This is a genomic window from Stenotrophomonas sp. Steno-Z10-BAI, from assembly GCF_056393115.1.
On the sequence record NZ_JBWJOZ010000003.1, the window covers coordinates 121,283 to 132,465 of the forward strand.

Consider the following 11,183-nt stretch of genomic DNA (forward strand, 5'->3'; position numbering starts at 1 on the left):
AAAATCGTCCTGAATCAGTGTTGGGGGGCTTGGCCGCCGATCAGGGCGGTGAGCTCTTCGGTCCGGTCGCGCAGCAGCGCAGCGTCGCCACGGGTTTCGACATTCAGCCGCAGAAGTGGCTCGGTGTTGGAGCTGCGCAGGTTGAAGCGCCACGTGTCGAATTCGACGCTGACACCATCGGTGTAGTCCAGCGCCGGCGTCTGGTCCGCGTAGTGCGCCATCACGCGTGCCACGGTTGCTTTGGCATCGTCGACGCGGAAGTTGATCTCGCCACTGCATGGGAAAGCCTTCATGCGGTCGGCCACCAAATCGCCAAGCGAGGTGCCGGTCTGCGAAACCAGCTCGGCAATCAGCAGCCACGGGATCATTCCGGAATCGCAGTACGCGAAATCACGGAAATAATGGTGCGCGCTCATCTCGCCGCCGTAGATCGCATCTTCGGCGCGCATGCGCTCCTTGATGAAGGCATGACCGGTCTTGCTCATGACCGGCACGCCACCGGCCTGTTCCACCATTTCCACCGTGTTCCAGGTCAGGCGCGGATCATGGATGACCTTGCCGCCCGGGGCGCGCTTGAGCAGCGCCACGGCCAGCAGGCCCACCAGGTAGTAGCCTTCAATGAACTCGCCTTGGCTGTCGAAGAAGAAGCAGCGGTCGAAATCGCCGTCCCAGGCAATGCCGAAGTCTGCGCCGTGGGCGCGGACGGCATCGGCGGTCGCGGCACGGTTTTCGGGCAGCAGCGGGTTGGGAATGCCGTTCGGGAAGGAGCCGTCAGGCTCGTGCTGGATACGGACGAACTCGAAGGGCAGGTGGGGCGCCAGTTCATCGATCACGATGCCCGCGCCACCATTGCCGGCATTGACCACGATCTTCAGTGGCTTGAGCTGATTCACATCCACATACCCCAGCAGGTGCTGGATGTACGCGGTTTTGTCGGCATCGGTGCGGACCTGTCCCGTGCCGGAGGGCAGGGGGGTATCGCCGGCGGCAAAATCGCGCACGTCGAACAGGCCGGTATCGCCGCTGATCGGCCGAGCGTGCTCACGCACCAGCTTCATGCCGTTGTAGCCCATCGGGTTGTGGCTGGCGGTAACCATCACGCCACCAGCGGCTTGGCGGTGGAAGGTCTGGAAATACACCTCCTCGGTACCGCACAGCCCGATATCGATTACATCGCGCCCGGACGCAGTGAAGCCTTTCTCCAGCGCGGCTTGCAGCTCCGGGCTGCTGAGGCGGATGTCGCGTCCCAGAACGACGGGGCCAGGTCCCAGAAGGGACGCAGTGCCGGCGCCAATGCGCTCGGCGAGGGCAGCGTCCAGTTCTTCCGGAACGCGGCCGCGAATGTCGTATGCCTTGAAGCAGGGGAGCGTCATCAATGCAATCCTTACGGGGGTGACCGCCGATTATAGCGACAGCGTTCTGAGGAACGTGTCGCTTTTTCCAGCAGAGGGCCTTCCAGGGCCCGGCAGCAAAACGCCGCGCAGCGACACGTCGCCGCGCGGCCCCGACTTCACGCAGTACTTACAGCGCCTTTTCCAGCTCCGGCAGCAACGTGAACAGGTCCCCCACCAGGCCGATGTCGGCGATCTCGAAGATCGGCGAATCCGGGTCCTTGTTGATCGCCACGATGGTGCCGGCGTCCTTGATACCGGTCAGGTGCTGGATCGCGCCGCTGATGCCCACGGCCACGTACAGCTCCGGCGAGATGATCTTGCCGGTCTGGCCGACCTGCAGGTCGCTGGGCACGTAGCCGGCATCGACCGCGGCGCGCGAGGCGCCGACGGCGGCACCGAGCTTGTCGGCCAGCTGGAAGATCACCTTGAAGTTCTCTTCCGAGCCCACGCCACGGCCGCCAGAGACCACACGCTTGGCGCTCTGCAGGTCCGGACGGTCGGTCGCGCCAGCGGCCAGGCCGACGAAGCGGGTGTGGCTCGGCAGTGCCGCATCCACGCTGGCCGCTTCCACAGCAGCGCTGCCGCCCTTGGCCGCTTCCGGCCAGGAGGCCGCACGCACGGTCGCGACCACGATCTGGTCGGCCGGCACCTCCACGGTGATGATGGCGTTGCCGGCGTAGATCGGGCGCTTGAAGCTGTGGCTGCCTTCGACGGTCATCAGATCGGAGACCTGGTTGACGCCCAGCAGGGCGGCCACGCACGGCATCAGGTCCTTGCCGAAGGTGGTCGAGGGGCCGAATACGTGGGTGTAGCCGGTGGCCAGCTGCGCGATCTGCGGGGCCAGCACCTGGGCCAGCGCCTGGGCATTGGCGGCGTTGGTCACGGTCAGCACCTTGGCGACGCCGGCCAGCTGGGCGGCCTCGGCAGCCACGGCGGCCGGATCGGCGGCCAGCACCAGCACATCGATGCTGGCGCCGCTGATCGCGGCGGCCGCACTGACGGTCTTGGCGGTGGCGGCATTGAGCTTGCCATCGTGGTGTTCAGCGACAACGAGGATCTTGGTCATTACAGCAACCCCTTCTGCTTGAGTGCGGCGACCAGTTCGGCCGCGTCCTTGACCATCACGCCCTTGCTGCGCTTGACCGGCGCGGCGTACTGGGTGGTCTTGAAGGTATCAGCGGCATCCACGCCGAGGTCGGCCAGCTGCAGGGTCTCCAGCGGCTTGGCCTTGGCCTTCATGATGTCCGGCAGCTTGATGAAGCGCGGCTCGTTCAGGCGCAGATCGGTGGTGACCACGGCCGGCAGGTCCACTTCCAGCGTTTCCAGGCCGGCATCGACTTCACGGGTGACCGTGGCCTTGCCGTCGGCGATGTCCAGCTTGCTGGCGAAGGTCGCCTGCGGGCGGCCCCACAGCGTGGCCAGCATCTGGCCGGTCTGGTTGGCATCGTCATCGATGGCCTGCTTGCCCAGGATCACCAGGTCCGGCTGTTCCTTCTCGACCAGCTTGAGCAGGGTGCGCGCAGCGGTCAGCGGCTGGATGGCCTGGTCGGTCACCACATGGATCGCGCGGTTGGCGCCCATGGCCAGGCCGTTGCGCAGGTGCGCCTGCGCATCGGCCGGTGCGATCGTGGCCACCACGACCTCGGTGGCGATGCCCTTGTCGCGCAGGCGCAGCGCTTCTTCCAGCGCGATTTCATCGAACGGGTTGGGGGACAGCTTGACGCCGTCGGTGACCACGCCGGAACCGTCCGGCTTGACCTGAATGCGGACGTTGTAGTCCACCACGCGCTTGTACGCGACGAGGATTTTCATCTGGAGCTGGATCCTTCAATAACGGGAGAACGTCCGGTTCTTTGACTAGCAACCGGTTCGGGGGTGGGACAGCGATTCTAACTGGCGCAAGGGCACCATGCGAATGCGTATGGTTGTGCTGCAGCGCGTCATGAAATCGACGGAAGACGCCTGCTGTTAACGCTGGACGGGCAGTCGTGACGACGGCCGCCATGTATCCTGTTGCGCTGAGCCAGGGCGCCAGCAGGCCCCCTGCACGCATATCGAACAGGAGAACGGGTAGTGCCCACATGGCTTGTCACCGGCGGAGCCGGATTCATTGGCGGTAACTTTGTCCTCGAAGCAGTCGCCAAAGGCGTGCGCGTCATCAACCTCGATGCGCTGACCTACGCGGGCAATCTGAAGACCCTGGCCACGCTGGACGGCAATCCGGACCATGTGTTCGTCGAGGGCGACATCGGTGACCAGGCGCTTGTTTCCCGTCTGCTTGCCGAGCATCAGCCGGACGCCGTGCTGAACTTCGCCGCCGAAAGCCACGTGGACCGCTCCATCGATGGCCCCGGCGCGTTCATCCAGACCAACGTGGTCGGCACCCTGGCACTGCTGGAAGCCGTGCGCGATTACTGGAAGGCGCTGCCGGCCGACAAGGGCCAGGCGTTCCGCTTCCTGCACGTGTCCACGGATGAGGTATACGGCACCCTCGGCGAGACCGGCAAGTTCAGCGAAACCACCCCGTATGCCCCCAATTCGCCGTACTCGGCGTCCAAGGCGGCCTCGGACCATCTGGTGCGCGCGTTCCACCACACCTACGGGTTGCCGGTGTTGACCACCAATTGCTCCAACAATTACGGCCCGTACCACTTCCCCGAAAAGCTGATCCCGCTGGTGATCGCCAAGGCCCTGGCCGGCGAGCCGCTGCCGGTGTATGGCGATGGCAAGCAGGTGCGCGACTGGCTGTTCGTGAGCGACCACTGCGAAGCAATCCGCACCGTGCTGGCCAAGGGCCAGGTGGGCGAGACGTACAACGTGGGCGGTAACTCGGAGAAGCAGAACATCGAGGTGGTGCGGGCCATCTGCGCCCTGCTCGATGCACGCCGCCCGCGCGAGGATGGCCAGCCGCGTGCCAGCCAGATCGCCCATGTGACCGACCGCCCCGGCCATGACCGTCGCTATGCGATCGACGCATCCAAGTTGAAGGACCAGCTGGGCTGGGAGCCGAAGTACACCTTCGAGCAGGGCATCGGCTTCACCGTGAACTGGTATCTGGACAACCAGGACTGGGTGAACGGCGTGCTCGACGGCAGTTATCGGCTGCAGCGCATCGGTACCACCGCATGAACCAAGGATTCAATATGACCCAGCGTAAAGGCATCATCCTCGCCGGCGGTTCGGGCACGCGCTTGTATCCGATCACAAAGGGGGTCAGCAAGCAGTTGCTGCCCGTGTACGACAAGCCGATGATCTATTACCCGCTCAGCGTGCTGATGCTGGCGGGGATCCGCGATGTGCTGATCATCAACACGCCGCACGAGCAGGCGCTTTTCCAGAGCCTGCTTGGCGATGGTTCGCAGTGGGGCATGAACATCGAATACGCCGTACAACCTAGCCCGGACGGGTTGGCGCAGGCGTACTTGATCGGCAAGGACTTCATTGGCGGCAAGCCGAGCTGCCTGGTACTGGGCGACAACATCTTCCATGGCCACGGGCTGAGCGATGTACTGCGCAGTGCTGACCAGCGCGAGCAGGGCGCAACGGTGTTCGGGTACTGGGTCAACGATCCAGAGCGCTACGGTGTCGCGGAATTCGACAAGCATGGCAAAGTGGTGGACCTGGTCGAGAAGCCGGAGAAGCCGCGGTCGAACTATGCGGTTACCGGCTTGTACTTCTACGACGGCAACGCCAGCAAGTACGCGGCCGAGCTCAAGCCTTCGCCGCGCGGCGAACTGGAGATCACCGACCTTAACCAGCGCTATCTGCGCGATGGGCAACTGCACCTGGAAGCCCTCGGGCGCGGGTTCGCCTGGCTGGACACCGGTACCCACCAGTCATTGCTGGAGGCATCGAATTTCATCGAGACCATCCAGACACGCCAAGGACTGCAGGTGTGCTGTCCCGAGGAAATCGCGTTCGGGCGGGGCTGGATCGATGCCGCGCAGCTGGAAGCGCTGGCTGCGCCGCTGATCAAGAACGGTTACGGCCAGTACCTGCAGAAACTGCTGCAGCGGGGCGTCGTGCCTTGAAACTCATTCCATCCTCGCTGCCAGGTTGCGTGTTGATCGAGCCGGCGGTATTCGGGGATTCGCGCGGCTTCTTCTTCGAGACGTGGAACGCTGAGCGCTATGCCGCGCAGGGGCTGCCTAGCACGTTCGTGCAGAGCAATGTCTCCAGTTCGGCCAAAGGCGTGCTGCGCGGCCTGCATTACCAGTGGCCGCGCCCGCAGGGCAAGCTGGTGACGGTGCTGCAGGGTGAGGTGTACGACGTGGCGGTGGACATCCGCCGCGGTTCGCCCACCTTCGGCCGCTGGGAGGCGTTCATGCTCAGCGGCGAGAACCGCCGCCAGTTGTGGATACCGCCCGGCTTCGCGCATGGATTTGCGGTGCTCTCCGAGACGGCTTTGTTCAATTACCTGTGTACCGATGTGTATGTCAAAGAGGCCGATGCGGCGATCCGCTGGAACGATGCCGACCTGGCGGTCGACTGGCCGATCAGCGCGCCTTCGCTGTCAGCCAAGGATGAGCAGGCGCCGTTTCTGAACGACGTCGCGGAGGAACGTCTGCCGGTCTACCTGCCATGACGCTGCTCGTGCTGGGGGGCAACGGGCAGCTCGGCCAGGAACTGCGGCGCGCGCTTGCGCCGCTCGGCCCCGTGATCCCGACGACCCGCACCGGTCTGCTCGCAGATGGCATTGCCTGCGAGAGGGCCGACTTCGATGAGCCCGCGTCGCTGGCGTCCTTGCTGGACCGCCTGCTGCCGTCGGTGGTGGTCAACGCCGCCGCGTACACGGCGGTGGACCGGGCAGAGCAGGAGCCGGAAGCGGCACGTCGCGCCAATACCGAGGCACCCGGCGTGCTTGCGCGCTGGTGTGCGCGGCGTGGCGTGCCATACGTGCACTACTCCACCGACTACGTGTTCGATGGCCAGTCGCGCGTGCCGTACCGCGAAGATGCGCCGACCGCACCGCTCAACGTGTATGGGATGACCAAGCGGGATGGCGAAGACGCCATTCGTGCTGCCGCCGGCCATCATCTGATCTTCCGCACCGCGTGGGTATATGCCGAACACAGCGCCAACTTCCTGAGTACGATGCTTCGCGTGGGCGCCGAGCGCGACGTAGTGCGCGTGGTCGCCGACCAGATAGGTACCCCCACGCCCGCAGCGTTGATCGCAGATGTCACCGCGCACGCGTTGCGGCATGCCGGGGGCCTGTCCGGTACCTGGCACCTTACCGCCACCGGTGAGACGAGTTGGTACGGCTTTGCCGAAGCGATCTTCGCCGAAGCCATCGCCAGGGGCGTGTTGCCGCGAGCTCCCCGGGTGGAAGCGATCACCACCGCCGAGTACCCCACGCCCGCGCCACGGCCGGCGTACTCGCGCTTGGACGTATCGCGGCTGCAGAGAGATTTCGATCTCACTCTGCCGAGTTGGCAGGAAGGCCTTGCGCAGGTAATGGCGCACCTGCAACCGCGCTGAGGGGCATACGGCAGCGAGGGGCTACAATGGCGGCTTACATCAACGAGGTGAGGGCGTAGATGAGCAAGTCCCCAGACAACGCCGTGCGACCTGGCAAGCGGTACGCCAGTGCAGCCGAGGCGCTGCAAGGTGCCATCGCCGATGGCCAGACGTTGGCGGTCGGCGGGTTCGGCCTGTGCGGTATTCCCGAGGCCCTGATCGCTGCGTTGCGCGATACCGGGGCCAAGGATCTGACCGTGATCTCCAACAATGCGGGCGTGGATGGCTTTGGCCTCGGCCAACTGCTGGCGACCCGTCAGATCCGGAAAATGATCTCGTCCTATGTGGGTGAGAACAAGGAATTCGAGCGCCAGTATCTGGCCGGTGAGCTGGAGCTGGAGTTCAATCCGCAGGGCACCCTGGCCGAGCGGCTGCGCGCCGGTGGCGCGGGCATCCCGGCCTTCTTCACTGCAACCGGCTACGGCACGGTGGTGGCCGAGGGCAAGGAAACCCGCGCGTTCGATGGCAAACACTATGTGATGGAAACCGCGCTGCGCGCGGACGTCGCACTGGTCAAAGCCTGGAAGGCCGACGAGGCCGGCAACCTGGTGTTCCGCAAGACCGCGCGCAACTTCAACCCGGCCTGCGCGATGGCCGGCAAGCTGTGCATCGTGGAAGTGGAGGAGGTGGTGCCGGTGGGCAGCATCGACCCGGACCAGGTCCACCTGCCAGGCATCTACGTGCACCGCATCGTGCACAACCCGCATCCCGAGAAGCGTATCGAACAGCGTACCGTGCGCCAGGAGGCGAACTGAGATGGCCTGGACCCGCGATGAAATGGCACAGCGCGCCGCGCGCGAACTGACCGACGGCGCCTACGTGAACCTAGGCATCGGCCTGCCAACCCTGGTCGCCAACCACATTCCCGACGGCGTGGATGTGTGGCTGCAGTCCGAAAATGGCCTGCTGGGCATCGGCCCGTTCCCGACCGAGGCCGAGGTGGACGCCGACCTGATCAACGCTGGCAAGCAGACGGTGACTGCACGTGCGGGTGCCAGCTACTTCGGCAGCCACGACAGCTTCGCGATGATCCGCGGTGGTCACATCAACCTGGCCATCCTTGGCGCGATGCAGGTCACCGACAAGGGCGACCTGGCCAACTGGATGGTGCCGGGCAAGATGGTCAAGGGCATGGGCGGGGCGATGGATCTGGTCGCCGGCGTGCAGCGCGTGGTGGTGCTGATGGAGCACACCGCCAAGAGCGGCGAGCACAAGATTCTGCCCGAGTGCACGCTGCCGCTCACTGGCGTGGGCGTGGTCGATCGCATCATCACCGAGCTGGCCGTGTTCGATGTCACCGATAAGGGGTTGGTGCTGGTCGAGGCTGCCCCGGGTGTGGGTATCGATGAGTTGAAGGAAAAGACCGGCGTGGCGTTCAGCGATTGACCGATCCGGCGACACCGGCCGCGACTCTGCCGCGGCCGGTGAAGCTGTCCTCCGTGGCGAGCGTCTGCAGCCATGGGCCCGCTGACCAATGGCCATTGGCCAGGCACTGAAGCGGCAGCAGCACACCTTCGGGGTCCAAGCTCAGGTGTTGCACATCCTCTCCCAGTGCCGCGCACGCGTCGGCGATGAAGCTCAATGCGCCCTGATGGACCTGGGCCAGGGATGCCTGGCCCGTGGCGGACAGCTCGGGCGGCGCGAACATCGGCTCGCGTCCACTGCCGGTGCCGCGGAAGCCGCAGAACTGACCGGACGGTGCTGCCAGCAGCGCTTCAAGCAGCAGGTCATGCGCCAAAATGGGGGATGCCTCCTCCGGTACCGTGCGCCCATCGTGATACCGGGCCACGGCCCAGCCATGTCCTTCCACCTTCCGCGCAGTGGCACGTAATGCGAAGTACGCTCCCCCCACGGGGCGGTCAATGATGCTCGACAGATAGGTCTGGATAGTGCCGGCATAGCCGATATCCGCGACCAGGGCAGCATCGTCGCCAACCGTCTCGCGCCAGTAGTCCAGGTAGGCGTCGCATTCGCGTGCTGAGATGTTGAGCAAGGAGGGGAGCGCCGGCGCCAGCGTCGCGATGGCCTGATCCAGCATTTCAGGTAAATAGATGTCGCGGTCTGCCAGGGTGCCCACCTGCTCACGTACGGCCACCGCGGCTTCTTCACCCAAGCGCGAGGCAACAAGGTTCACCAGGGGGCCGGTGTACGTACCATGCAGGAGCCGCTCAAGATCGTTCGCTTCACGCAGGCTGGCCATGCCCGCGGCGCGTCGGGATACCAGAAGATAGGACGACCTCAGCGATCGCAGAGCCGGGGCGCTGCCGGCCAGGACGTCCCATGCTTGCTGCAGCAGGAATCCCTCGCGGCTGAGGAAGAGCACCGTTCCGATCTCGCGCTCTTTCGCGAGGTTCGCCAGCCACACCAGGTAATCCAGAACGACAGGTCCCAGGACCGTATAGCCCGCACTGTAGGCATCCAGTGTGGGCCGCGGCGAGAGATGGGACGGAGTCCAATCGCCTACTGCGGCGAAATGGTTGGCTAGCAGACCCCGCCACAACTGCTCGGGCCACGGTGCGTTGAGCCCGGCTGGATGTCGAAGCGGGCGCAGTGCCGGCACCATGTCCAGCAACGCTGAAGGGCGCACGATATGGACGGGGGAAAGGAGGCCGCTCAACTGTGGAATCTGCACATCCGCGTGTTCGTTGTCGCCTACGTGCAGCCAGCGTTTCATCGGAATGCCTTCGCGCTGTGAGATCGCCGCCCACGTGGCGGGATCGTCCTTGCGCATCGCTGTCTCGCACGACACCCACCATTCCGATGTGAGTGCCACCACGGCGGGCGGCAGCACCTGCCGGAGCACTGCGGCCGGCAGGTACATGTCCGATAGGGCTACAACGCGTTTGCCTCGCAACGCCTGCATGGCCGCCAACACACCTTTGCGCGGACGCAGCAGGCGCTGCTCGGTGGTGATTTCCAATTCCAGGAGCGCCTGCGGATCCACGGTGGATGCCAGTGCAGGGAAGTGCGCGTAGATCTCATCAAGTGTGGGGTCGCGCCCACTCGAAATGCGCGCGCGTTCCTCGGCGAGCTGGCGCGCCGCCGAGAAATCATCGACGCCGAACCGGGCCAGGGCCCTGAAGGAGAGGTAGTCGCGCGCGGCGTGTGGTGACAGGAACGGACGGGTCACCAACGTATCGAATACATCGGTAGTGACCAGGTCCGCATCCAGCGCAGAGAGCTGGATGCGGGGGGCAACCGGTGTGGCGAATGCCTCTGTCCAGTTGCGCTGCCCTTCGCTGATCAGGTGCGGTGTATCGCCCGGGGCAAGTACACCGACAAGCAGACCTTGGTGGCGCGTAATGGTGGCCAGAAGGCGCTCCACTGCATGTTGCAGGGTGCCATCCACCTGGCCGGTTTCGGCGGGGAAATCGCTGGTAGTCAGATTCAATGCGAAGAGGGGGCGCAGCGCATCGACCCGTGCCCAGAACATGGAGCCTGCCGGATAATCGATGTAGGCAGTGCGGTCTATTTCCAGGCCCAGCCGTGCCGCCAATGCTGCGCAGACCTCGGCGTTGCTCAGCCATGTGTGTGCCCAGGGCGGGAGGCTTTCATGGGTTTCCGGGTAGACCATGCCCAGACGCGGCTCGGCAGCGAACATGCCCAGAATCCAGGCGACCCGCGTTTCGCTGCCCAGCAGCGAACGCAGCAGGTAGCGCCGCCACTGCTCCTGCTCGCTGCCCGTGTACAGCGACTTCTTGGTGTGGATATGGCCGACGATATCCAAGGCCGTGATCTCATCGCGGAATGTCACCAGCAGCGGCGCGATATCGCGGCCCCGATTGGGCACGACGCGGACGTGCAATGCAGAAAGACGCGGAACCCTTGCAAAGCGTTCTTCGGCCTGGAGCTTGGCCGAGTCGTCCATCACTGACACGAGCAACTCGAACGGCACCGGGATGTGCGCCAGCAGCCCAGCGAACTCCTCTATCAGGTCCGGGTAGTACACATGGGCCATGAGCCCGACGCGCTGCTGGAGCTGGGCGAGGGGCACCGGCGCGGGAAACAGGTGCTCGACTGGCTGTGCCACCTGGATGCGTGACGCGCTGGCCTGCTTGAGCCGATTGACGAGCCCACGAACACCCATCGCAGAGGCGACCTTGAAAATGCGTCGCAGTACCGACCACAGCCCGACCAGCCCACCGCCATGCCGGGAGACCGCCTGGCGGCCTGCACGGACCGCGCGGGTCACAGAGGAGGTCATCGCGTCACATCCTGATGGCGCGCAGCGAGCGGCGTGGGTGCAGTGAAGTGGCGCGCGCTGGTCAC

General features: G+C 65.0%; 10 protein-coding genes. 6 read left to right on the forward strand and 4 right to left on the reverse strand.

Annotation, left to right across the window (positions count from 1 at the left end; translation table 11 throughout):
- Positions 1-14 precede the first annotated feature (14 nt).
- The 3 genes from AC06E9_RS09430 to AC06E9_RS09440 all read right to left on the reverse strand — a co-directional run bounded on the left by AC06E9_RS09430 (position 15) and on the right by AC06E9_RS09440 (position 3,206).
- The gene (locus AC06E9_RS09430; protein WP_121042563.1) at positions 15-1,373 is read right to left on the reverse strand and encodes a phosphohexomutase domain-containing protein; all 1,359 of its coding nucleotides are present in this window, start codon (positions 1,371-1,373) and stop codon (positions 15-17) included.
- 148 nt (positions 1,374-1,521) lie between these two features.
- Positions 1,522-2,460 carry an electron transfer flavoprotein subunit alpha/FixB family protein gene (locus AC06E9_RS09435; RefSeq protein ID WP_121042565.1) on the reverse strand — a complete coding sequence of 313 codons (939 nt, stop codon included), beginning with the start codon at positions 2,458-2,460 and terminating at the stop codon, positions 1,522-1,524.
- Positions 2,460-3,206 (reverse strand): electron transfer flavoprotein subunit beta/FixA family protein, encoded by a 747-nt coding sequence (locus AC06E9_RS09440; protein WP_121042567.1) that lies wholly within the window; start codon positions 3,204-3,206, stop codon positions 2,460-2,462. Before AC06E9_RS09440 ends, AC06E9_RS09435 begins: the two co-directional genes overlap by 1 nt.
- A 261-nt stretch (positions 3,207-3,467) precedes the next feature.
- Here AC06E9_RS09440 and rfbB point away from each other — a divergent pair, with 261 nt between their 5' ends.
- From rfbB to AC06E9_RS09470, 6 genes are read left to right on the forward strand one after another with little or no spacing between them, the layout of a single operon-like run.
- A complete protein-coding gene (rfbB, locus tag AC06E9_RS09445) occupies positions 3,468-4,523 on the forward strand; it encodes a dTDP-glucose 4,6-dehydratase (protein ID WP_478055963.1) in 1,056 nt (351 codons plus the stop codon).
- Positions 4,524-4,537: 14 nt separating this feature from the next.
- Positions 4,538-5,425, forward strand: coding sequence for a glucose-1-phosphate thymidylyltransferase RfbA (rfbA, locus tag AC06E9_RS09450; RefSeq protein WP_121042571.1), 888 nt, complete (start codon positions 4,538-4,540; stop codon positions 5,423-5,425).
- Complete coding sequence (gene rfbC, locus AC06E9_RS09455; RefSeq protein WP_282259158.1) at positions 5,422-5,979, forward strand: dTDP-4-dehydrorhamnose 3,5-epimerase; 558 nt, start codon at positions 5,422-5,424, stop codon at positions 5,977-5,979. Before rfbA ends, rfbC begins: the two co-directional genes overlap by 4 nt.
- Entirely contained in the window at positions 5,976-6,875 is a 900-nt protein-coding gene (gene rfbD / locus AC06E9_RS09460; protein ID WP_461770661.1) for a dTDP-4-dehydrorhamnose reductase, read from the forward strand. Before rfbC ends, rfbD begins: the two co-directional genes overlap by 4 nt.
- Positions 6,876-6,934: 59 nt before the next feature.
- Complete coding sequence (locus tag AC06E9_RS09465; RefSeq protein ID WP_121042578.1) at positions 6,935-7,669, forward strand: CoA transferase subunit A; 735 nt, start codon at positions 6,935-6,937, stop codon at positions 7,667-7,669.
- A 1-nt stretch (position 7,670) separates the two neighbouring features.
- Positions 7,671-8,300: a CoA transferase subunit B gene (locus AC06E9_RS09470; protein ID WP_121042580.1), complete on the forward strand. Its 630-nt coding sequence runs from the start codon at positions 7,671-7,673 to the stop codon at positions 8,298-8,300.
- Here the strand turns inward: AC06E9_RS09470 and AC06E9_RS09475 are convergent.
- Complete coding sequence (locus tag AC06E9_RS09475; RefSeq protein ID WP_282259150.1) at positions 8,290-11,118, reverse strand: rhamnan synthesis F family protein; 2,829 nt, start codon at positions 11,116-11,118, stop codon at positions 8,290-8,292. The two genes, AC06E9_RS09470 and AC06E9_RS09475, sit on opposite strands and share 11 nt — an antisense overlap.
- Positions 11,119-11,183 lie beyond the last annotated feature (65 nt).

Bases quoted from the DNA above. Each gene is read 5' to 3' on its own strand.
- AC06E9_RS09430 (WP_121042563.1), bottom strand. From the start codon at position 1,373: ATGACGCTCCCCTGCTTCAAGGCATACGACATTCGCGGCCGCGTTCCG.
- AC06E9_RS09435 (WP_121042565.1), bottom strand. From the start codon at position 2,460: ATGACCAAGATCCTCGTTGTCGCTGAACACCACGATGGCAAGCTCAAT.
- AC06E9_RS09440 (WP_121042567.1), bottom strand. From the start codon at position 3,206: ATGAAAATCCTCGTCGCGTACAAGCGCGTGGTGGACTACAACGTCCGC.
- rfbA (WP_121042571.1), top strand. From the start codon at position 4,538: ATGACCCAGCGTAAAGGCATCATCCTCGCCGGCGGTTCGGGCACGCGC.
- rfbD (WP_461770661.1), top strand. From the start codon at position 5,976: ATGACGCTGCTCGTGCTGGGGGGCAACGGGCAGCTCGGCCAGGAACTG.
- AC06E9_RS09465 (WP_121042578.1), top strand. From the start codon at position 6,935: ATGAGCAAGTCCCCAGACAACGCCGTGCGACCTGGCAAGCGGTACGCC.
- AC06E9_RS09470 (WP_121042580.1), top strand. From the start codon at position 7,671: ATGGCCTGGACCCGCGATGAAATGGCACAGCGCGCCGCGCGCGAACTG.
- AC06E9_RS09475 (WP_282259150.1), bottom strand. From the start codon at position 11,118: ATGACCTCCTCTGTGACCCGCGCGGTCCGTGCAGGCCGCCAGGCGGTC.